This window comes from Methyloceanibacter stevinii (assembly GCF_001723355.1).
GTDB classification, from domain to species: domain Bacteria; phylum Pseudomonadota; class Alphaproteobacteria; order Rhizobiales; family Methyloligellaceae; genus Methyloceanibacter; species Methyloceanibacter stevinii.
In genome coordinates, this window is the sequence record NZ_LPWE01000014.1 from 150,066 (window position 1) to 170,145 (window position 20,080).

At 62.7% G+C, this 20,080-nt stretch carries 20 protein-coding genes, 1 tRNA gene and 2 pseudogenes; 9 read left to right on the forward strand and 14 right to left on the reverse strand.

Going from position 1 to position 20,080, the window contains the following annotated elements:
• The 9 genes and pseudogenes from rlmH to rplU form a co-directional block, all read right to left on the reverse strand.
• Nucleotides 1-486, reverse strand: a complete 486-nt coding sequence (rlmH, locus tag AUC70_RS15485; RefSeq protein WP_069445679.1) for a 23S rRNA (pseudouridine(1915)-N(3))-methyltransferase RlmH — start codon at nucleotides 484-486, stop codon at nucleotides 1-3.
• A 39-nt stretch (nucleotides 487-525) separates the two neighbouring features.
• Nucleotides 526-936 carry a ribosome silencing factor gene (gene rsfS / locus AUC70_RS15490; protein ID WP_083241650.1) on the reverse strand — a complete coding sequence of 137 codons (411 nt, stop codon included), beginning with the start codon at nucleotides 934-936 and terminating at the stop codon, nucleotides 526-528.
• A 177-nt stretch (nucleotides 937-1,113) separates the two neighbouring features.
• Nucleotides 1,114-1,713 (reverse strand): nicotinate-nucleotide adenylyltransferase, encoded by a 600-nt coding sequence (locus AUC70_RS15495; protein ID WP_069445760.1) that lies wholly within the window; start codon nucleotides 1,711-1,713, stop codon nucleotides 1,114-1,116.
• Between the two features lie 41 nt (nucleotides 1,714-1,754).
• The gene (locus AUC70_RS15500) at nucleotides 1,755-2,996 is read right to left on the reverse strand and encodes a glutamate-5-semialdehyde dehydrogenase (protein ID WP_069445761.1); all 1,242 of its coding nucleotides are present in this window, start codon (nucleotides 2,994-2,996) and stop codon (nucleotides 1,755-1,757) included.
• A 79-nt stretch (nucleotides 2,997-3,075) separates the two neighbouring features.
• A complete protein-coding gene (gene proB / locus AUC70_RS15505; RefSeq protein WP_069445762.1) occupies nucleotides 3,076-4,203 on the reverse strand; it encodes a glutamate 5-kinase in 1,128 nt (375 codons plus the stop codon).
• Nucleotides 4,200-5,243: a GTPase ObgE gene (obgE, locus tag AUC70_RS15510; RefSeq protein ID WP_069445680.1), complete on the reverse strand. Its 1,044-nt coding sequence runs from the start codon at nucleotides 5,241-5,243 to the stop codon at nucleotides 4,200-4,202. Before obgE ends, proB begins: the two co-directional genes overlap by 4 nt.
• Nucleotides 5,244-5,306: 63 nt before the next feature.
• A complete protein-coding gene (locus AUC70_RS15515) occupies nucleotides 5,307-5,810 on the reverse strand; it encodes a GNAT family N-acetyltransferase (RefSeq protein ID WP_244505661.1) in 504 nt (167 codons plus the stop codon).
• Nucleotides 5,811-5,924: 114 nt separating this feature from the next.
• Nucleotides 5,925-6,185 carry a 50S ribosomal protein L27 gene (rpmA, locus tag AUC70_RS15520; protein ID WP_069445681.1) on the reverse strand — a complete coding sequence of 87 codons (261 nt, stop codon included), beginning with the start codon at nucleotides 6,183-6,185 and terminating at the stop codon, nucleotides 5,925-5,927.
• Nucleotides 6,186-6,295: 110 nt separating this feature from the next.
• A pseudogene (gene rplU, locus AUC70_RS17415) lies at nucleotides 6,296-6,732 on the reverse strand (50S ribosomal protein L21); the annotation flags it as partial.
• A gap of 326 nt (nucleotides 6,733-7,058) precedes the next feature.
• On the opposite strand from rplU, the gene AUC70_RS15535 reads away from it, so the two are divergent.
• From AUC70_RS15535 to AUC70_RS15560, 5 genes are all read left to right on the forward strand, one after another.
• Nucleotides 7,059-7,148, forward strand: a tRNA-Ser gene (locus tag AUC70_RS15535).
• A gap of 819 nt (nucleotides 7,149-7,967) precedes the next feature.
• A complete protein-coding gene (locus AUC70_RS15545; protein WP_083241651.1) occupies nucleotides 7,968-8,747 on the forward strand; it encodes a tetratricopeptide repeat protein in 780 nt (259 codons plus the stop codon).
• A 16-nt stretch (nucleotides 8,748-8,763) separates the two neighbouring features.
• Nucleotides 8,764-10,272, forward strand: coding sequence for an efflux RND transporter periplasmic adaptor subunit (locus tag AUC70_RS15550; RefSeq protein ID WP_069445686.1), 1,509 nt, complete (start codon nucleotides 8,764-8,766; stop codon nucleotides 10,270-10,272).
• A gap of 12 nt (nucleotides 10,273-10,284) precedes the next feature.
• The gene (locus tag AUC70_RS15555) at nucleotides 10,285-13,407 is read left to right on the forward strand and encodes an efflux RND transporter permease subunit (RefSeq protein WP_069445687.1); all 3,123 of its coding nucleotides are present in this window, start codon (nucleotides 10,285-10,287) and stop codon (nucleotides 13,405-13,407) included.
• 267 nt (nucleotides 13,408-13,674) lie between these two features.
• Nucleotides 13,675-14,160, forward strand: a complete 486-nt coding sequence (locus tag AUC70_RS15560) for a YciE/YciF ferroxidase family protein (protein ID WP_069445688.1) — start codon at nucleotides 13,675-13,677, stop codon at nucleotides 14,158-14,160.
• A 42-nt stretch (nucleotides 14,161-14,202) separates the two neighbouring features.
• Here the strand turns inward: AUC70_RS15560 and AUC70_RS15565 are convergent, their stop codons facing one another.
• The 3 genes from AUC70_RS15565 to AUC70_RS15580 all read right to left on the reverse strand — a co-directional run bounded on the left by AUC70_RS15565 (nucleotide 14,203) and on the right by AUC70_RS15580 (nucleotide 16,867).
• On the reverse strand, nucleotides 14,203-14,967 hold the full coding sequence (locus AUC70_RS15565; RefSeq protein WP_069445689.1) for a Crp/Fnr family transcriptional regulator: 765 nt from the start codon (nucleotides 14,965-14,967) through the stop codon (nucleotides 14,203-14,205).
• Nucleotides 14,968-15,398: 431 nt separating this feature from the next.
• The gene (locus AUC70_RS18970; RefSeq protein WP_425283615.1) at nucleotides 15,399-16,154 is read right to left on the reverse strand and encodes a sigma-70 family RNA polymerase sigma factor; all 756 of its coding nucleotides are present in this window, start codon (nucleotides 16,152-16,154) and stop codon (nucleotides 15,399-15,401) included.
• A gap of 194 nt (nucleotides 16,155-16,348) precedes the next feature.
• On the reverse strand, nucleotides 16,349-16,867 hold the full coding sequence (locus tag AUC70_RS15580; protein ID WP_083241652.1) for a PRC-barrel domain-containing protein: 519 nt from the start codon (nucleotides 16,865-16,867) through the stop codon (nucleotides 16,349-16,351).
• A gap of 417 nt (nucleotides 16,868-17,284) precedes the next feature.
• Between AUC70_RS15580 and AUC70_RS15585 the strand changes: the two genes are divergently transcribed.
• Nucleotides 17,285-17,443: a DUF3309 family protein gene (locus AUC70_RS15585; protein WP_069445693.1), complete on the forward strand. Its 159-nt coding sequence runs from the start codon at nucleotides 17,285-17,287 to the stop codon at nucleotides 17,441-17,443.
• A 34-nt stretch (nucleotides 17,444-17,477) separates the two neighbouring features.
• On the opposite strand, the pseudogene AUC70_RS18685 reads toward AUC70_RS15585, so the two are convergent.
• Nucleotides 17,478-18,607: pseudogene (locus AUC70_RS18685) on the reverse strand (YihY/virulence factor BrkB family protein).
• Between the two features lie 112 nt (nucleotides 18,608-18,719).
• On the opposite strand from AUC70_RS18685, the gene AUC70_RS15595 reads away from it, so the two are divergent.
• Genes AUC70_RS15595 through AUC70_RS16910 form a run of 3 tightly spaced genes read left to right on the forward strand, consistent with a single transcriptional unit; the run spans nucleotide 18,720 to nucleotide 19,644 of the window.
• Nucleotides 18,720-18,998 (forward strand): DUF883 family protein, encoded by a 279-nt coding sequence (locus AUC70_RS15595; RefSeq protein WP_069445694.1) that lies wholly within the window; start codon nucleotides 18,720-18,722, stop codon nucleotides 18,996-18,998.
• Nucleotides 18,999-19,010: 12 nt separating this feature from the next.
• Nucleotides 19,011-19,412: a hypothetical protein gene (locus AUC70_RS15600; protein ID WP_069445695.1), complete on the forward strand. Its 402-nt coding sequence runs from the start codon at nucleotides 19,011-19,013 to the stop codon at nucleotides 19,410-19,412.
• Between the two features lie 25 nt (nucleotides 19,413-19,437).
• On the forward strand, nucleotides 19,438-19,644 hold the full coding sequence (locus AUC70_RS16910) for a hypothetical protein (protein ID WP_141702171.1): 207 nt from the start codon (nucleotides 19,438-19,440) through the stop codon (nucleotides 19,642-19,644).
• A gap of 81 nt (nucleotides 19,645-19,725) precedes the next feature.
• Here AUC70_RS16910 and AUC70_RS15605 read toward each other — a convergent pair whose 3' ends face one another.
• Nucleotides 19,726-19,929, reverse strand: a complete 204-nt coding sequence (locus AUC70_RS15605) for a CsbD family protein (RefSeq protein ID WP_069445696.1) — start codon at nucleotides 19,927-19,929, stop codon at nucleotides 19,726-19,728.
• Nucleotides 19,930-20,080 lie beyond the last annotated feature (151 nt).

Sequence of the window (20,080 nt, forward strand, 5' to 3'; positions counted from 1 at the left end):
TCAGGCCCGGTGGTACGGGTGCCCCGACAAGATCGTCATTGCCCGGTAGAGCTGCTCGGCGAGGACGATCCGCGCAAGTCCGTGGGGCAGCGTCATGGGTCCCAAAGACAGCGACTGGGCGCCCCGGTCAAGGACTGGTTGGCCATGCCCGTCGGGGCCGCCGAGCACGAAGGCCACGCCCGGCGCCGCGGCATCGTCCCGCAAGGCGCCAAGACCGCTCGCGAAGGCCTCGCTCGAGCGCATCTCGCCGCCTGGGTCCAGACAGACGATAGTGAAATCGATTGGGATTTTGGCCAGCAGCGCCTCGGCCTCGGCCGACCGGCGTGCGGCAGCCTCTGGTGCGCGCGATTCGGACAACTCGATCGATGTCAGCGGCGACAGACCGAGGCTGCGGCCGAGCGCCTCGGCCCGGCCGAAATAATGGGTACAGAGCTCTCGCTCCGGTCCCCGCTTGAGCTTACCGACCGCGGCGATCAGCAGACGCACAGCCAACCTCCGCCGCGTGGGCCGGTGGTGATCTTCCGATCAGACCACCATTCGCTCCATGGGCCGATCCGCGGACCACATCTTTTCGAGGTTGTAGAACTCACGAACCTCCGGCCGAAAGAGATGGACGATGACCTCGCCCGCATCGATCAGGACCCAGTCCCCCTGGGGCAGTCCTTCGACGCGCGCACGGCCATAGCCACCAACTTTGAGCGCTTTGATGAGATGGTCGGCTACGGCGCCGACATGCCGCTGCGAACGACCCGAGGCGACAACCATGTAATCGCCAATCGAAGTCTTTCCTTCCAAATCGATGACCGCGACATCTTCGGCTTTGGCGCCGTCGAGTGTGTCGGTCACGATCTTGAGCAGTCTTCCGGGCTCGGCGCTGAATGACGCCAGTCCGGATGGAGGCGTACCGCTCACGGTACCCTCGCTAGGTGAGCGCATGTTTGCGTGGGTTTCCTTCTGCCATTGCTCCTGGAAGTGGCTTCAAGACTATGTCCCGTGCACGACGCTTGGGGCTTCTTCGACAACGAACCACTTCACCCCCTCACAATAAACTGCCGGCTGGTCAAGTTTCAATAGATAGTAGGGGCCGGTTCTTCTTGCTCTTGATCTAGTAATCTAGTCCGATTCCAAGACATTTTCGCGAAGGGCGGTCGACGAGAGCCCCGACAGGCGGTGGGTGAGGATGGTCCAGGCAGGCGGACGCAGGAGCGCGAGCCCCAAAGCGTCGGTCTCGTCGATATAGGCGCCCGCGAAGCGATGCGCCGCCTTGCCGGCGCGCGCCTTGAGGCGAAAGCCGGGCCGGTCCAACACGGCGATCGGCACAAGCTGGAATATCTCGGGCCAGGCCTTCCAACGGTGGACCGTGGCGAGATTGTCCGCGCCCATCAGCCAGACAAAGTTGACGCCTGGATAGCGCTGCACGAGCGCCGCAAGCAGGTCGGCCGTATAGGGCGACCCCGTTCCGCCATCGTAGCCCGTGACCGTGATTCGCGGATGGTTCGCGACGCGCCGGGCGGCGCGCACCCGTTCCGCGACCGGCGGCAGGCTGGAGACGTCCTTCAGGGGATTGCCCGCGCTGACCAGCCACCAGACTTGATCGAGCCCCAGCCGCTTCAGAGCCGCAAGACTGATTTCACGATGGGCACCATGGGCAGGGTTGAAGGACCCGCCGAGGAGCCCGATCCGCATGCCCGGCGCCGCCAGCGGAGCCCGCATTTCGCTCGAGGCAGACGGCTTGCTCACGGCAGTCTTCGCGCTCAAGGCCGCGTCTGGCCCTGCCCGCGCACCACATATTTAAACGTGGTGAGCTGCTCGACGCCGACGGGCCCGCGCGCATGAAAGCGGCCCGTCGCAATCCCGATCTCCGCCCCCATGCCGAACTCGCCGCCATCGGCGAACTGGGTCGAGGCGTTGTGCAGGACAATGGCGCTGTCGACTCGCGCCAGAAACGCCGCCGCAGCCGCTTCGTCGTTCGTGACGATCGCCTCGGTATGGTGCGAGCTGTGCTCGTCGATATGCGCGATGGCGTCATCGAGATCCTCGACGACTTTGACGGCGATGATGGGCGCCAGATACTCCGTATCCCAATCTTCATCCGTCGCTGTTTTGACGCGGCTATCCGTATGCTGTGTATCCGGATCGCCGCGCACTTCGCAGCCGGCCTCGATCAGCGCGTCGACGATGGGCGTGAGGTGCGTGTCAACGGCTGCGCGCGAAACCAGCAGCGTCTCGGCCGCGCCGCAAATGCCGGTCCGACGCATCTTGGCGTTGACGACGATGTCCCGGGCCATGTCGAGCGGCGCGGTCTCGTCCACATAGACGTGGCAGTTGCCCTCCAGATGCGCAAACACCGGCACGCGCGCTTCCTTCTGAACTCTCTCCACAAGGCTCTTGCCGCCCCGGGGCACGATCACATCGACGGCGCCGCCGAGGCCGCCGAGAATGAACCCGACCGCCTGCCGGTCCACCGACGGCACGAGCTGGATGGCCTCGCCCGGAAGCCCCGCGGACTTCATCGCCTCGGTCAGAATATTGGCGATCACGAGCGACGTCAGGAAGCTGTCGGAGCCCGACCGCAGGATTACGGCATTGCCCGACTTGAGACACAGCGCGGAGGCGTCCGCCGTCACGTTCGGACGGCTCTCGTAGATCATGCCGATGACGCCGAGCGGCACGCGGACCCGCGCGATCTCGAGCCCGTTGGGCCGCGTCCAGGACGCGATCGTCTGGCCGACGGGATCGGGCAGGCCTGCGACCTCGCGCAAACCTTTGGCCATGGCCGCCACGCGGCCTTCGTCGAGCCGCAGCCGGTCTAAGAAAGCGGCATCGCGCCCGTTCTTTTCGGCCGCCTCCAAATCCTTGGCATTCGCGCCGAGGATCTTCTCGGTGCCCGCCTCAAGGGCAGCCGCCATCGCCTCGAGCGCGGCATTCTTCTGCTCCGTCGTCGCCATGGCGAGCTCGGCCGCGGCCGCGCGGGCAAGGCGGCCCATATAGAGCATCATCGGCTCCAGACTGACGGCGGGGTCCTGGGCGGGAAGTGCCACGTGAGGTCCTTTCGTTTCCTTGGAAGGCTGTTCCTTAGGAGCCCTTCTTCCTGAGGCTCATGTCGTCGCGATGGATCAGCTCCGGACGGCCAAGATAGCCGAGTATGTCGGTAATTTCACCGCTCTTGCGCCCAATGATCGCCGCGGCGTCCGCATGACCGTAGGCAATCAGCCCACGGCCGATTTCCGTTCCTTCGAGCCCGCGGATGGCCACCGCATCGCCGCGCTCGAACTGCCCAACGATCTCCGTGACGCCGGCCGGCAGCAGGCTCTTGCCGGACGCCAACGCCTTGGCCGCGCCGGCATCGACGATCACGGCCCCGCGGGGCTCCAGCGTACCACCGATCCAACGTTTCCGCGCGGTCACGGGGTCCGAGTGGGCCAGGAACCAGGTGCAGACCCCGGTCGAGGCCAGTACCTGCAGCGGGTTGAGTACCTTGCCGCTGGCGATCACCATGTTCGTGCCCGCGCCCACGGCAATCTTGGCCGCTTCGATCTTCGTGACCATGCCGCCACGCGACAACTCAGACCCCACATCGCCGGCCATCGCCTCGATCTCGGCGGTGATCTCAGGGACTACATCGAGCCGCCTGGCGTCGGCCGTCGAGCCCGGCGGCGCCGTATAGAACCCGTCCACATCCGACAGCAGCACGAGGCAGTCGGCGCTCATCATTGAGGCGACGCGCGCGGCAAGCCGATCGTTGTCGCCGTAGCGGATCTCGTTGGTGGCGACCGTGTCGTTCTCGTTGACCACGGGCACCGCCCCGAGCTTGAGCAGGGTCGAGATTCGTGCTGCGCGCGTGAGATAGCGCCGCCGCTCCTCCGTATCGCCCAGGGTCACGAGCACCTGCGCGGCCGCGAGTCCCCGCGCCCGAAAGGCGCTCTCATACGCATGAGCCAGATGGATCTGGCCGACCGCAGCCGAGGCCTGACTATCTTCGAGCTTGAGCGGCCCCTTGGGCAGCTTGAGGACATTACGCCCGAGCGCGATTGCGCCCGACGACACCAGGACGACTTCCTTGCCCTGGCTTCGGAGCTCCGCGATGTCGTCGCACAGCGCGTCCAGCCACGCGGCGCGTAAGACGCCGGCCGCGCTGTCGACCAGAAGCGCCGAGCCGATCTTGACGACAATCCGGCGCGCAGACGCCCACTCGGACCTCATGGCCGCCACCCTTCGTCGGTGCGCGGTAGCAGTTCTTGCACTTCCGCCGCCCGCATGGCCTCGACCTCACGGGCAAGCGCGGCGAGCACTTCCTGTACGCCTTTGCCCGTGGCGGCGGAGACAAGCAGCGGCTTGACGCCGGCGACCGCTTCGAGTGCGTGCGACTTTTCTTTGAGATCGTCGGGGTCTACTGCGTCGATCTTGGACAAGGCCAGCACTTCGGGCTTGCCGTCGAGCCCGGCGCCGTAGGATTCGAGCTCGGTGCGGACGATTTCGTAGGCTTCGACAGGATCGTCCTCCGTTGCGTCAACCAGATGCAACAGGACGGCGGTACGCTCCACGTGGCCAAGGAAGCGGTCGCCGATCCCTGCGCCTTCGTGCGCGCCCTCGATCAGACCCGGTATGTCCGCCAGCACGAAATCGAGACCGCCGAAACGCACCACGCCGAGATTGGGGTGGAGCGTCGTGAACGGATAGTCAGCGACCTTGGGCTTGGCCCGGCTGACCGTCGACAGAAAGGTGGACTTGCCGGCATTGGGCAGGCCGACGATGCCCGCATCGCCGATCAGCTTGAGGCGCAGCCAGATATACATCTCCTCGCCGGCCTGACCGGGATTGGCGCGACGGGGCGCCTGGTTCGTGGATGTCTTGAAATGCGCGTTGCCGAAGCCGCCATTGCCGCCATGGAGCAGGACGAGCCGCGTTCCCGGCTCGGTCATATCCGCAATCAGCGTGTCCCCGTCCTCATCGAGAATCTGGGTGCCCGGCGGCACTTTCAGCACGACATCGGCGCCCTTGGCCCCGGTGCGGTTGGAGCCCATGCCGTTGCCGCCCTTCTTGGCCTTGAAGTGCTGCTGATAGCGAAAGTCCAGAAGCGTGTTCAGATTGGCCACGCATTCGATGATCACATCGCCGCCGCGGCCGCCGTCGCCGCCATTGGGGCCGCCGAATTCGACATACTTCTCCCGCCGGAAGCTCACGCACCCGTTGCCGCCATCACCTGACCGGACAAAGACTTTTGCGGAATCGAGAAATTGCATGGGAAGGGATTAACACCGGGGCCGTCATCTTGCACGCATCGCCGGACGACATGGTTTGCGGTCTTAAGGGTGCTGCAGCGCGCTTACCGCCTGGGCCCTTTCGAGCCGGTAGGTAAGACACGGCACCACCTCGCCGCGCGCTACGCAATCACGCGTTTCCTCGCCCTCCGGCGTGAACCCGAGTTTGGCGAGCACCCGCTGCGAACCGGGATTATCCACGAAGTGACCGGCCCGCAAATAGGCGAACCCGTGCGTATCGAAGGCATGGGCCACGACCGCGCGCACCGCCTCGGTCGCGAACCCGGCGCCCCAATAGGGCTTCCCGATCCAGTAACCGAGCTCGCCATGGTCGGCGTCCATGGGCATGTATCCGGAGCAGCCGATCAGCCTGCTGTCTCGTGTGACAGCGAACACGACGCCCTCCTCGCCCTGGCCGACACGGTCGACCCAAGCACGGGCGGTCGTCTCGCTATAGGGATGCGGGATCGTGCCGGTCATGCTCGCCACGTCGAAATCGCCGGCGAGCAGGCTCATGGCCGCGGCGTCCGCATGGTCAAGCGGCCGCAAGTTCAGCCTTTGCGTTCTGATCTGCATGGGAAAGCCAACGTACATATGCAAACGCGCCCGCTATCAGACGGGCGCGCGCAAATCTCTAAGAAAGTCTGGAAGCGGTTGCGCGCCTTACGAGGCGTCCGGCTTCACTGATACGTAGGTGCGGCCCTTGGCCTTGGTCGCGAACTCGACCTCGCCGTCGACGAGCGCAAACAACGTGTGGTCCTTGCCGATGCCGACACCCTCGCCCTTGTGCCACTTGGTGCCACGCTGGCGAATGATGATGTTGCCGGCGATAACCTTCTGGCCGCCCGACTTCTTGACGCCGAGGCGACGTCCCGCTGAATCGCGGCCGTTGCGTGAGGAGCCGCCTGCCTTCTTATGTGCCATGGTGGTGTTCCTTTAGCTCTTCTTCGCCGGGGCCTTTTTGGCCGGGGCCTTCTTGGCTGCGGTCTTCTTCGCGGGCGCTTTTTGGCCGGAGCCTTCTTCGGCGCGGCCTTCTTGGCGGGCGCTTTGTCCTCGGCCGCCTTCTTGGCGGGAGCCGCTTCAGCCTTGGCTTCCGGCTTCTCCGCGCTCTCCGTCTTGGCCGGCGCCTTCTTGGCGGCAGCCTTGGAAGGCTTCTTGCCGTCCGTCAGGATCTCGGTGATGCGCAGGGCCGTCAGCTCCTGACGATGGCCTTGCGTGCGGCGGTAGCCTGGCGGCGCTTCTTCTTGAAGACGATGATCTTGTCACCGCGCTTCTGCTCGACGACCTCGGCCGCAACCATAGCGCCGGAGACCGTGGGGCTGCCCGTGGTCGCGGCACCCTCGCCGCATAGCAGCAAAACTTCGGAGAGTTCGATGACGTCGCCCGGGTTTCCGGCGATCTTCTCGATCTCGATAATGTCGTTCGGCGACACGCGATACTGCTTGCCACCCGTGCGAATGACCGCGAACATGATTCCATTCCGTCTTTTGAGGCTACTCTTCGGGCTTGATTTACCAGCGCATTTTCGCCGCCGGCACGCCGCTGAAGGAGCGATAAGCGGCGCAATATAGTGGGCAAACCTCAGAAGTCAATTCCTAGAAAGCCCCAAAACCTAAGCCTTTCGAGGAAGTTTACGGCTGATTGGCCACAAGCCACTCCGATCGGGGACCAGCTCGGACCTGAGCCACCCTCCACAGGCCACCCCGACACGATCTGCGGCATTTCCGAGCGGCACGCAAGGTGGACCGGCTGGTACCGCTTGCGATCATCGCCCCGCCAAGCTACATGAGCCCGCTTGGAGAGGTGCCGGAGTGGTCGAACGGGGCGGTCTCGAAAACCGTTGAGCGCGTGAGCGTTCCGAGGGTTCGAATCCCTCCCTCTCCGCCAATTTCCGACCACTGGACGCGGTCTGTTAGCGGCGCATCGCGAACGCCCTGCAACCAACCGCGCGGCCGCGGCCTCAATCGTCTACTTCGAGCCCGTGAGCGGACATGAGATTGGGCGAGATTCTGGTCCACTTCGTGCCAGGAGCGGAAGCACGGGTCAGCGATCTGGAGGTGCGGCCGTGTCAGCTTCCAGCGGAGTCCTGTGGGCAGGACCGGCAACTGGGCCTGCAATTTCCAGAGCCACGGACAAAGTAACTTGACTTTCGGCGACCCAAAGGATCGTTTGAGGCATGCTTCGGGAGGCTCGACAGGCCATATGCATCCTTCTAGCCGCCGTGCTCATGTTCGGCGGGGCCGTCAGGCTTGCGGATTCGGTATCTCACGCCGCGTCCAAGGACTTGGACTCCGCACATGACCATCTGAACATCTCCCTATACACGGCCGGCGCCGAGAGTCGTGTCGCGGCGCCCGATACCGGCGAGGAAGATCCCAAGCATGCTGCCGCTCACTGTCTCGATGCGCATTGCTGTGCGCCGGTCTGCCAGACGACCGCCCAAACCGTCCTGAATCATCCGCCCAAAGGCGGAAAGCTCGTGCCCCACGCGAGCTCCGACTACATATTCACCAGCACTTACTGCCTCCTCAGACCTCCACGCGCGACCACCTGATCCGGCGCCTGCTTTTGCGGCGCCCTCTGCCCAGACGGCGGCAGAGTCCGGTGAATCGCGTCGCCATGTTTGCGTTTTGACATTCGCTCTTCACGGCGAAGCTGGTTCACCGCCTGCTGCTCATCTCAGCCATGCAGTCCAGGTGAACGACCATGCGCAAACGACTTTTAGTGCTTCTACTACCGTTGCTATCTACGCCGTTGCAGGCGCACGCAGCGTCCCCGCCGTGCGGCGGCAGCGTAATTGACTCCTCGTTGCCGCAATCAGAACGCGTCGAGCAGCTTACTCGCGAGGCTCTTGCTTGCGTCAAGGCGGGAAAATCCGTCCGGGCGATCGCTTATTTGAGCGAGATCATCGGCTTCGATCCCAACCGTGCCCAAGCCTATCTCAATCGCGGGAACACTTTTGCGCGGTTGGGCGACTTCGACGCGGGCCTCGCTGACTACGGCCGCGTCATCGCGCTGGAACCAAATCAGTTCGAGGGTTGGTACAACCGGGGCTCGGCCCGCGTTGCTGTGGGCCAATATGACGCGGCGATCGCCGACCTAACCGAGGCAATTCGGCTGAAGCCAAATGTCGGCTATGCCTATTGCAGCCGCGGCCTAAGCCATCTCCGCAAGGCCGAACGCGCAAAGGCGCTGGCCGATTTCGAGAAGGGGCTCTCGCTCTGGGTCGACATGCCTCTTTGCTACTACGGCCGAGGCGAGATTCGTCTGGCGGACGGCAAGCATCAAGACGCAATCGACGATTTCAGCCGGGGCATCAAATCCAAGCCGACGGCCGAGTCCCTGACACAACGCGCGGCGGCCTACGAAACCATCGGTGAGATCCAGAAAGCCCTGAAGGACTACCGCAGTGCGCTGTCCCTGCAGCCTCGTCTGAAAACGGCGGAGGCCGGAATCGCGCGGCTTACACGGAACAGCCAGAATTGAACTTGTGGAGAAACACATGACGAAGATCACAACTTTCGCCCGCGCGTCGGCTTGCATCGCATTCGGCGCCATGGGTCTGGCCGCGAGCGCCGTCTGGGCTGAGGCGGACGGCCCCTCGACGACCAACGTTGCAGAGGCACAAGACGATCAGGCGGGTCACGACCATGGAGATCACGGCCACGGAGATCACGACCATGGCGCCAAGGACAAACACGACCTCGGCGACGGGCATGACCATAAGGACCATGGTCACGACTCCAAGGACGGACCCGACGACAAGGCGGATCACGATGCCAAGGAAGGGCATCGCCACGACGACGGCCATGACCATGACCACGACGATGAGGAAGGCGAAAACGGACACGAAGGTCACGACCACGGTTCGGAGGATTCGCATGGCCACGGGTCCGACGACCATTCGAGCCACGAGGGTCATGACGATCACGGTAATCATGACGAACCTGGCAGCGTCGGCCTGACCCAGGAGCAGATGGACAGGTTCAACGTCCGCACGGTGACCGTCACGGGCGGGCCAATCCCCGTCACCATCGAGAGGCCGGCCGAAGTTATTTACAACGAGAATGCTCTCGCGCATGTCGTGCCGCGCGTTCCCGGAATCGCCCGCACCGTCGAGGCGAACGAAGGCGATCAGGTCGAGGAGGGCGACGTGCTCGCCGTGCTGGACAGCCGCGAGCTTGCCGATGCGAAGGCATCCTATCTGGCGAGCCTCGAACGTCTGGAGCTGGCCAAAGAAAACTTCAATCGGGCGGAGGCGCTCGTCGGCAAGCGGATCGTTTCCGAGAGGACGCATCTTACGGCCAAGACGGACTTTGCCGAGGCTCGTATCAACTTGCGCAGTGCGCGGCAGAAACTGCTGGCGCTCGGTATTGGCGAGTCGCGCCTCAAAGAGATCGCCGAGCAGGACGAAGCCGATCTCACGGCTTACGTCATGCACGCTCCCCTCGGCGGGACGGTCGTCGCACGTCATCTCACACACGGCGAATCCGTGTCGACCGACCGTGAGGCCTTCATCGTCGCGGATGTGTCGACGGTGTGGGTCGACATCAGCATCTACGCTCACGATCTGGAGCGGGTCGAGAAGCGCCAACCCGTGACCGTTACCACCGACGGCGGCCTTCAGGTCGACGGCACAATCGCGTTTGTGACTCCGAACGTTTCGGAAGAGACGCGAACGGCGAAAGCGCGTGTTGAGCTTGAGAACGCACCTAGGCACCTGCGGCCCGGCATGTTCGTGACGGCGCGGATCTCGTTGACGGCAGACCCCGTTGACATGCGCATTCCGGCTTCCGCCCTGCAAACACACGAAGGCCAAAGCGTTGTCTTCGTTCGGGAAGGCGACGATGGGCCACTGAAGCCACGGCCTGTCACGCTCGGCCGCAGCAATGGCGAGCACGTCGAAGTTCTCACCGGCCTCAAGCCTGGTGACGCAGTCGTGGCCGAGGGCGCGTTCCTCGTGAAGTCGCAGCTTGCCAAGTCGGACTTCGACGACGGCCACAACCACTAGCCGGGCTCATAGATGCGCACGTTTCTCGAAGCTATCCTCCGCCAGCGGCTACTAGTCTGCATCATCGCTATAGGCGTCTTGGTTGCGGGCTTCCAGAGTTACAGGACTCTGCCCGTGGACGCGTTTCCCGACGTGTCACCAACACTTGTTCAGGTGTTCACCGAAACGGAAGGCCTCGCGCCCGAAGAGGTCGAACGCTACGTCACCTACCCGATAGAGGTGGCCATGAACGGTCTTCCCGGCCTGAAGACCATTCGTTCGATCTCCAATTTCGGCCTGTCCGTGGTCAATGTCTATTTCGAGGATCGGACGGACATCTACTTCGCCCGCCAGCTCGTGGGCGAACGGCTGCAGACCGCACGCGAAGAAATCCCGGAAGGCTTTGGTGAGCCCGAGATGGGCCCGATCACTACCGGCCTCGGACAGATCTTGTTCTACTACGTAGAAGATAGCCATGGCTCGCGCACGCCGGAAGAGATGCGCGAGATCCAGGATTGGATCATCAAATTCAATCTGCAGACCGTGCCGGGCGTCACCGAGGTTCTGTCGCTCGGCGGCGAGGTGAAGCAGTTCCAGGTCCAGGTCGATCCACAAGCGCTGCTGCGCTATCGGATCAGCATCGGCGACGTAGTGGATGCAGTGAAAGCCAACAACGGAAACGCCGGGGCGCAATACATTGTCAAGAACTCCGAGCAGTACCTCGTCCGCTCCATCGGCCTTGCGACCGGGATCGCCGACATCGAGGACACGATCCTGAAGGTCGTGGACGGTGTGCCCGTAAAAGTGCGCGACATCGGCCAAGTGAAAATCGGCGGCGAGGTTCGCCAAGGGCTGGCCACGAAAGACGGCGAGGGAGAGATCGTCGCCGGGCTTGTGCTCAAGCTGATCGGCACCAACACGTCCAAGGTCATCGAGGACGTGAAGGAGCGCCTCGACAAGATCAACGCCGCGCTCCCGGACGGCGTGCGGGTGGCGCCGTACTACGATCAGTCCAAGCTGGTGCTGCGCAGCGTGGAGACCGTGAACGGCGCGCTCGCCCAAGGGATCATCCTGGTCGTTTTGGTGCTGCTCGCCTTCATGGGTGCCTCCGGCCGAGCCTTGTCGGTGGCCTTTGCCATCCCATTCTCGATCTGCGTCGCCTTCATCGTCATGGGCGCCACCGGGTTGTCGGCCAACCTTATGTCCCTAGGAGGCATCGCGATCGCCATCGGCATCATGGTCGATGGTGCGATCGTCATCGTGGAGAATGTCGACCGCTATCTCAAAGAGCAGCACACGGCGCTATCCAAACGGGAGATCGTAGCGCGCGCGTGCGCCGAGGTCGTAAGGCCCATCGCCTTCGCCATTGTGATCATCATCGTCGTGTTCCTACCGCTCTTCACGCTGCAGGGCTATGAGGGCAAGACGTTCCGCCCCCTCGCCTTCACAGTTTCGCTGGCCATGCTGGGCTCGCTGTTGTTCGCCGTCTTCGTTGCTCCCGTCTTGTCGGAGATGCTCATGAAGCGGCCGAGCGAGACGGACCGCGACAAAGTAGGTTTCGCGGACCGGCTCTTAAACGGTCTGATCGGCGCGTACAGGCCGCTGATCCAGATGTTCGTACGGAAGAGGCCCCTCGCTATCGGGCTCGCGGTTGCAATTCTCGCGGTAGGACTTGCGATCTTTCCCCGGCTCGGCTCGGAATTCGTACCAAGACTGAACGAGGGCGACCTGCTGGTGCGCGTCACCATGGCGCCGTCCATCGCTTTGGAGGAGGCTCGCGACACGGTCACGCGCTTCGAACAGCAATTGTTGGAGACGTTTCCGGAAGTCGATCGTGTCGTATCGCGCGTCGGCCGCGGTGAAGTTGGCGCACACGCGGACCCGGTCAACAATGCGGAGGCGTTTGTTGGGCTGAAGCCCCAAGAAGACTGGCCGAGCGGGCGTACACCCGAACAACTGTTCGCCGCCATGAGCGAGACATTCGAGAGCTTTCCCGGTGCAAAGTTCAACTTCACCCAGCCCATCGCCGCCGCCGTGGACGAGCTGCTCACAGGCACGAAGGCAGAGCTTGCGATCAAGCTCTTCGGCGACGACCAGGATGTGCTGCTGGAGAAGGCCGGAGAGATCGAACAGGCTGTGCGTGACGTGCCTGGTGCGGCGGACGTACAGAAGGATCAGGTCACGGGCACACCGCAACTTCAGATCCGGGTCAACCGTGGGCAAATCTCCCGGTACGGGCTCACCATCGACGACGTGCAATCGGCCGTGCGCACGGCGATCGGCGGAGAGACGGCGGGACAGGTCTTCGAGGGCGTCAGGCGTTTCGACATTCTTGTCCGATACGACGAGGGTGCGCGCACCACGCCCGAAATGATCCGGGAACTTGTGATCCGCACGCCGGCCGGTTTGCTCATTCCCCTGCGTCAGGTGGCAGAGGTGTCGGAGATTGTGGGTCCCCGCCAGATCACGCGGGAGAACACCCAGCGCTTCATCACCATTCAAGCCAACGTACGCCGGCGCGATATCGGCTCGTTTGTCGCCGAGGGTCAGGAACGGATCGCCGAAGCCGTCGATCTGCCCTCGGGCTATCTCGTCGAGTGGGGCGGACAGTTCGAGCTTCAGCAGGAGGCCAACCGAAGGCTCGCCATCGTGGTGCCCATCACGCTTGGGCTCGTTTTCCTGCTCCTGTTCATGAACTTCGGCTCGCTGCGCGCGTCGTTGCTGATCATGCTCAACATTCCTCTCGCGCTGGTCGGCGGTGTGGTCGCGCTGTGGCTCGCGGGCCTGAACCTTTCCGTGCCGGCCTCGGTTGGCTTTATCGCCCTGTTCGGCATCGCCCTCGAGAACGGCATGGTGCTCGTCACCTATCTCAACTGGCTTGTCGAAGAAGGAAAGTCGGTGGATGAGGCGAGCGTCCAGGGCGCTGCATGCGCCTTCGTCCCGTGCCCGCGCCGACGGCCTGGGCTCATCCCACTGCTCTACGCCACCGGCGCCGGCAGCGAGGTCCAGGCACCGCTGGCCACGGTCGTGGTCGGCGGCCTTGTCAGCTCCACCGTCCTGACGCTCCTGGTGATACCCGCCGTCTATAAGTGGTTCGTACCTGGGGCCTTGGGAGCATCCATGGCCCCGCAAAAGGCGGACGGACCGGCCGAATAGCCAATGTCCGCTTTGTGACAGAAGCGGACATTTGGGTCCTCCTCCCTCCCCGCCAAGCCTCTCCACCAAGTCATTCTTCACCACGACAGCCGCACATGGTCCGTTCTGCCGGCGACCCGCATCCGATCCGCGCCGACTAGCATGGACCGCACGCACTGTCTCTAGGGATGCGCTGCCGCCCGCATCAAACGCGGAACACTCGCACCTCCTTCGTGTTGACGAGGCCCAGTCCCGACTTGGGACCAAACACGATATGAGGATGACGCAGTGAAAACTCTGGAAGGCTTATTCAAGCACTTTCTCCGCGACATGTACTACGCGGAGAACAAGATCCTGGACAGTCTGCCGAAGATGGCGAAGGAAGCCGATGCGGCGGAACTCCGCGATGCGTTCAATGCGCACCACAAGGAGACCAAGGCGCAAGTCGCTAACCTCGAAAAGGTCTTCAAAGCCTTGGACCTCAAGCCGCGCGGCGTAACCTGCGAGGCGATCAACGGCATCATCGACGAGGCCAAGGAAATCATGAAGGAGTGCGAGGACCCGGACGCCCGCGACGCCGGCATGATCGCCGCCGCACAGGCCGTCGAGCACTACGAAATCACGCGCTACGGAACGATGGTGGCCTGGGCGCAGCAGCTCGACATGCCGAATGAAGCAAAGCTGCTTGCGGCCAATCTCGACCAGGAATACGCGGCCGACAAGAAGCTATCGATGCTTGCCGAGAGTGCGCTCAACAAACAGTCCGTTGCGTAACGGCCGCCCGAGACTTCCGAGAGGGGCGCGTTAGCCCAGAGACTAAATGAACGGGCGCACCGGCAAGGAGGTGAGCTCGTCATTCGCCGCCCGGACGAGCCCCTCGAGGTCTTTCACATGAAGGATCGGCGGGTGCCAGTCGATCAGGTTCTCGCTCGTGAGCTTCTTGATCGTCTTGTTGGTGTGAACGTGCGAGAGACCGAGCGCATCGGCTAATTGTTGCTGCGTGAACGGAATATCGACGCGGCGCCCGCGCGCCATGCCGAGTTGCTGAACCCGTTGGAAGACGTGCAGCAGTACCGAGGCGACCCGTTCAATTGCCGTGCGGCGTCCCACGGTCAGCAGGTTCTCGTCCAGCATGAACTGCTCGCGCGCCGCGAGCCAGGTCAGGTCGAATCCGAGATCGGGATAGTGCTCGTAGAGCTGCCAGACCTTCTCCCGCGGAAACACGCACAGCACGACGTCGGTCAGTGCTTCGACCGAATGATCCATCTCGCCGAACATGGACGATTGAAGGCCGAAAAAATCGCCGGGAAGTCCGAAGTTCAGGATCTGACGCCGACCGTCGTGGAGAAGCTTGTAGCGGAATACCCACCCGGACAGGACCGTATACAGGTGCGCGCTGTTGTTCCCCTCTAGGAAGATCGTCGTTCCCGCGTCGGCGACCAATTCGCCGCCCTTGAACTTCTGAACGAAGTCCAGCTCCTCTTCGGTGAAAGCCCGAAAGGCGTCGTTGCCCCGAAGCGGGCAGTCCTTGCATTTGATTTGCTCTGTATTGGGGGAGCGGCCCGGCGGTGTAAGTGTCATGGCCCAGGTCTCAAGGCAAACGGCGTGCGAAAGTTTAGTAGACTGTCTATGGGAGGTCACCTTCAACTTATGGCCAGTGAGGCCACTCCTCTAGAGCCGCCCGTCTAGAACTCCGACGGGCGATCTTCGTGCCGTTTGCGGCGCCTTGTCCCTCCGGCATTCGTATCCGCGCGGAGCAGAAATGGCGAATGTTAAACCGCTACGCCGTTGAAGAGCCGTCCGGCGCCGAGGGACGGACTCTGACAATCTTCGCCAGCCTCTCGGGGACCGGCTCATCCAAGATGTGTTGCCCGAGGCCGCGGAGCATTTGGTTGATCAGCCACAGGGCGGCCACTCTGCGTCTCAAGTGGGGATTCGCTGCGACGTGGGCGGCAAATTTTGCGGCCTCGGGCGCCGAGAGCCGGCCGTCCACGAACTCGTGGATGTTTTCGTCAGAGGGCGTCAGCAACGATCCTACTTCGTTCAATTGGGCGCGGCGCGCCGTCATCCATGAGAGAGGCCAAACAGGCACGCGCACGCGACAGTCTCGATTTTATCGTTCCCATCGTCACCCCGAGAATCTCCGCCGTCTGCTCGTATGTCATCCCTTCGACAACGACGAGACTAAGAATTTCGCGGTGGTCCGGGCTCAAGGACATGAAGGCTCGTTCGAGCTCCGAAAGCATCAAACTGTCTTCCTGCTGGGCCGGAAGCTGTTGCGGCGCCGCCGTTCCCAGCTCCTTGAGCGATACCCGCTCGCGCTTGGCTCTGCGGCATTCGTTGAAGAAGACGTTTCGGAGAATGACGATCAGCCAGCCTTGAAGGTTCGTGCCCGGTTGAAACGAGTCGATCCTTGCGATGGCACGCGCAAGACATTCCTGTACGAGGTCGTCCGCCAATTCGATATCGCGCGCGAGAAAGCGCGCGTAGCGCCGTAACATCGGAATTTCCGATGCAACCTGTGAAACTGTCTCGGTTTGTGTGCTTTCCCGCATCGTGGCTTTTCCTAACCGCCATAGGTGGTCCGGCGACCGGGCAAAGCCGATCGATGGACTGCAGCACGAGCGCGGTCCCTCAAAGCGCTGATGCGCATGAGCGAAGTTGTTTCCAAGAGAGAGTGCGGATTGCATGAGGGGGCAACACCCGCACCCCACGTTCGTTCCCTCGGCAATATCCAAGAAGTTCGCCGAGGCTTCGCTTGGAGTCATAGCAAGCCGGTGCGGGATCCGAATTAAGCTATGCTAATCGCGCCCTAAAAAGCCTGGGGCCCTAAACTTGCGTTCGATGGGATGCCGTCGGGCGTGTCCGGACGGCAAGAACGGCCGCCACAGGAGCGACCGTTCTTGGCACTTGACGGGCGTTCAGCCGCAACTGGCTCAGAGCCCTTGGTCGGCAACCGCGACTACTCGGCCTTTGTGTCGGAGTCCATCGTCGACTCGTCGTCCATCTTTTTGGCTTCGGTATCGTCGTCGGCCTTGGGAGCGGCAGCCGGCGTAGCAGCGCGCTCGTAGGCAGACGCATTCATTAGGGCGTCCTTGTCGGCGTTGAGAACCAGAAAGAAATCGTCGTCGTCGTCCTCACGAACCATATTGAGGCTCGACATTTTCACCGCAATGTCACGTTCGCCGATTCCCAGGAAGCCACCGACACCGACGATCACGGCCTTCACCTCGCCGTTCTCGGTCAGGATGACGTCGTCGATTTCACCGATGTCGTCCCAGTCGGGTTTCGACGCCGTCTTGTCATCCTCTTTGCTCATATCCTTGTCGGTCGCATAGACGCGCATGCCAATGAGCTCCGAGGCATAGATGTCGCCGGCTTCGTTTTGCGCGACGGTTCCAAAAGGTTTCGCGTCCTGGCTCGCCGCCAACGCGGGTGTCGCGAGTGCTAGGGCCAGCACTGTCGTTACGAGAAATCGCATCACGTATAGTCTCCTCAATCCATGATGATGATCGTGCAGTCTCGAACACAGTTCGTGTTCTCCTTCGCAACACCATGCGCAGGGCTATGTTCCGGCAACGCACAGGACGACTGACGACACAGGTCGCTTAGCGAGTGACGGCCGCGGCGACGCAATTGCGGACAGCCCAACGTGCGGCACGCACCTTGCCGGTCGCCGCCGTGCACAGGGAACAAAAGCAACAGTCCCGTGTTGCCTGTCGAAGCATCAGAAGAGGCAGGAGAGCACCATGCACAACATCTTTTACATCATCGGGGTCATCGTCGTTGTGGGCTTCATCCTGTCGTTCCTCGGGGTTCTCTAGGACGAAGCGTTCGCGCTTCGAAGGTTTTCCCCTGGACGCCAGTCACCCTCAAAACAGACTAGGAGCACCACGACATGAGCCTTGGGACAATTCTCGTCATCATCTTGATCCTCGCCCTCATCGGCGTGATCCCCAATTGGGGCTACAGCCGCGGATGGGGCTACGGTCCAACGGGGATCGTGGGTCTCGTTCTCGTCATTGTACTGATCTTGGCCTTGCTCGGACGCCTCTGACGCCCCGAACGCGGGCGCGTTCTAGCGGGCCTTCTCAGCGCCAGGCTTTGCCGACCGTGTCCGCCATGACAGCGCCGCGCGCTCCGAGCGGTTGCTCGGGGCGCACGGTCGTGTCTTCCGCCGTCTGGTGCTCGAGCTCGGCATTCAGTTCCGCGCCGAACAGCACGACGATGACCGAAACCCAAAGCCACATCATCATCCCGATGACAGCGCCGAGTGAGCCGTAGGTCGCGTTGTAGTTGGCGAAGTTGGAGAGATACCAGGAGAACAGGCTGGACGCCACCAGCCAGCACAGTGCCGCGAACACACTGCCGATACTGAGCCACTGCCACTGCGCGGCCGTTCGGCTGGGACCGTAGCGGTACAGCAGCGCCAGCCACACCAGCAGGACGATCAGCAGCGCGGGCCAGCGAAGCAGTGAAATGATTCGCTCGTTGATGGATTCCAGGCCCAGCCATGGCATCACGAGCGGGGTTACGACGACCGCCGCCAAGGCCAAGAACACCAAGAAGAGGCTACCGATCGTGAAGGCGAACGAGACCAGCGTCAGTTTCACGAAGCTGCGCTTCTCACGCTCGTCGTAGACGACGTTCAGCGAATCGATGATCGCCTTCATGCCGCCGTTGGTGCTCCAAAGCGCGAACGCAAGTCCGATCAAGAAACCAAGACCGAGCGACCCGGACCGCGCCTCCGCGACGCGCGTGACTTGGTCCCGCACGATTTCGACGGCGCGTTGGGCACGACACCAGCCAACAGGGAAAGTTGCGCGTTGATCTCGGCGGGGTCGGATACGAGTCCGTAGAGCGAAACCAAGGCCGTCAGCGCCGGGAACAGCGCGAGCAGCATGTAAAACACGACGCCTGCCGCCACGGCGAGCAAGCGATCGTTCTGCAGCTGGTTGTAGATCCGCCACAGAACGTCCATCCAACCCTTGCCCGGGATGCCGGTCGGGGACGAGGCCGCGCGTCCGCGGCCGGCCTCGTTCGTTCGGCTTTCATGAAAATGGTGGGGCTCCTGGGAGGGCCGCAGGTCGCTGTCGTCAGCCTCTGCTGTCGATGCGCCTGCACCCGGGCCCCTGCGGGACCTATCCAGTTGGAATGCCAGGGTAAAGAGTCCCGCGAGCAGAGCAATGTCAGTGACCAAAGAGTTGCGACTGTTCCTCATGGTTTGAGATATTCCGACACGTTCCCCGGTGTTTCAATCACACGCCATACTGAGAAGGGAACAATGCGCACAAGCTGGTGTTCCCAAAGCATTCATGACCAGGGGAGATACGATGTCTACTGCAAGACCCGGCCAAGGTGGAAGCGATGCCGCAGCGGCGGCGCGCGAGCACCTCGACAAGCTCGTCGACGAAGTTGGCAAGATACAGTCCGAGTTGAGTGCCATGGGCGCGAAGGTCAGCAAACTCGCAAGCGAGGGCCTGAGCCGCGCTCAGGAGGGAGCTGCGGAAGGCGTGCACGAAGCGGAAGAGGCCGTGCGGCGCAATCCCCTGGCCGCCCTCGCGATCGCCGTGGGTCTTGGCCTGCTGCTCGGCGTCTTCATGCGGCGATGAGAGCCGCGCACAATGGTCCTTACGCTGATTTCCCAAGTCAAGCGGCGCATCGACAATTCGATCAGCGCGTTCGTGCACAAAGTCATCGTCATAGCGGTTGCGGTCGTCTGTGTTCTGTTCGCCGCCGCGTTCGGTCTCGTTGCCGCCTACTATGCGCTCGTCGATTCGATTGGCTTCCGTCCCATCGAAGCCGCAGGCATCGTCGCGGGATGTTTGCTGGGGCTGGCTCTTGTGGTTCTCGCCATCCTGCCGTTGGCAGCGCGCGCGAGACCTCGCGAAACAGCTGCCATTGCGGCGCCGGGCGAGGCTCTGGCGCTCGTGGACAAGGGACTTTCTCGTGCCACGCAGCACGTCGGAGCCCTGCCACTGGTGGCTATCGCATTCGTATCGGGCTTCCTGGCGACAAGACGGTAGCGCGCCGCCGAGTGAGACAGCACGCATGGAAAAGCTCAGTGATCGCGAACTACGCAGCGCGCTCGTGAAACCCGATCTGAGCGCAAGGAAGCGCGCCTACGCCAGGGAGCTTCTGCGGCGGCGCTGCGACAAGAGCGGCAAGTATGCATGGCGAAAACTCTGGGTCGGGGCGCTCTACTGGGTCGGCTCGTGCCGTGCCGCGCTTTCCCGGCGGCCTTCCAGCGCTCGATGAAACGGCAACCGACAGTTCCAACAAAGAAGGGGCAGCCTGTTGAGGCCGCCCCTTTAGATAGGAGGGAGGGTTTGAGCGGGGCTATCCCGAGATGCTCTTCATCCAATCGTCGACTTGCCGCTCCGCCTCTTCTTTGGCCACGCCGTAGCGCTCCTGCACCTTGCCCACGAGCTGGTCGCGGCGCCCTTCGACGACATCGAGGTCGTCATTGGTCAGGTGGCCCCATTGCTGTTGCGCCTTGCCGCGCAATTGCTTCCAGTTTCCTTCGATCTGATCCCAGTTCATTTCCTTCGGTCCTCCTTGCGATGCAGTTGGATGCTTTGAGAACATCAAAGACGCTGTCATGTTCCCACCGAATTTGGGGCGCACGGAACCGGACCAGCCGCATGGGAATTGTCAGTGCAAGGTCCTGCAGGGTGAGTGCAGATGTCACACG

Coding starts and splice junctions, on each gene's coding strand:
- obgE (WP_069445680.1), bottom strand. CDS start 5,243: ATGCAATTTCTCGATTCCGCAAAAGTCTTTGTCCGGTCAGGTGATGGC.
- AUC70_RS15545 (WP_083241651.1), top strand. CDS start 7,968: ATGCGCAAACGACTTTTAGTGCTTCTACTACCGTTGCTATCTACGCCG.
- AUC70_RS16910 (WP_141702171.1), top strand. CDS start 19,438: ATGGAAAAGCTCAGTGATCGCGAACTACGCAGCGCGCTCGTGAAACCC.
- AUC70_RS15565 (WP_069445689.1), bottom strand. CDS start 14,967: ATGACACTTACACCGCCGGGCCGCTCCCCCAATACAGAGCAAATCAAA.
- AUC70_RS15495 (WP_069445760.1), bottom strand. CDS start 1,713: ATGCGGGCTCCGCTGGCGGCGCCGGGCATGCGGATCGGGCTCCTCGGC.
- rpmA (WP_069445681.1), bottom strand. CDS start 6,185: ATGGCACATAAGAAGGCAGGCGGCTCCTCACGCAACGGCCGCGATTCA.
- AUC70_RS15600 (WP_069445695.1), top strand. CDS start 19,011: ATGGTCCTTACGCTGATTTCCCAAGTCAAGCGGCGCATCGACAATTCG.
- AUC70_RS15550 (WP_069445686.1), top strand. CDS start 8,764: ATGACGAAGATCACAACTTTCGCCCGCGCGTCGGCTTGCATCGCATTC.
- AUC70_RS15595 (WP_069445694.1), top strand. CDS start 18,720: ATGTCTACTGCAAGACCCGGCCAAGGTGGAAGCGATGCCGCAGCGGCG.
- AUC70_RS15585 (WP_069445693.1), top strand. CDS start 17,285: ATGAGCCTTGGGACAATTCTCGTCATCATCTTGATCCTCGCCCTCATC.
- proB (WP_069445762.1), bottom strand. CDS start 4,203: ATGAGGTCCGAGTGGGCGTCTGCGCGCCGGATTGTCGTCAAGATCGGC.
- AUC70_RS15555 (WP_069445687.1), top strand. CDS start 10,285: ATGCGCACGTTTCTCGAAGCTATCCTCCGCCAGCGGCTACTAGTCTGC.
- rsfS (WP_083241650.1), bottom strand. CDS start 936: ATGCGCTCACCTAGCGAGGGTACCGTGAGCGGTACGCCTCCATCCGGA.
- AUC70_RS15605 (WP_069445696.1), bottom strand. CDS start 19,929: ATGAACTGGGATCAGATCGAAGGAAACTGGAAGCAATTGCGCGGCAAG.
- AUC70_RS15500 (WP_069445761.1), bottom strand. CDS start 2,996: ATGCTCTATATGGGCCGCCTTGCCCGCGCGGCCGCGGCCGAGCTCGCC.
- AUC70_RS15580 (WP_083241652.1), bottom strand. CDS start 16,867: ATGCGATTTCTCGTAACGACAGTGCTGGCCCTAGCACTCGCGACACCC.
- AUC70_RS18970 (WP_425283615.1), bottom strand. CDS start 16,154: ATGACTCCAAGCGAAGCCTCGGCGAACTTCTTGGATATTGCCGAGGGA.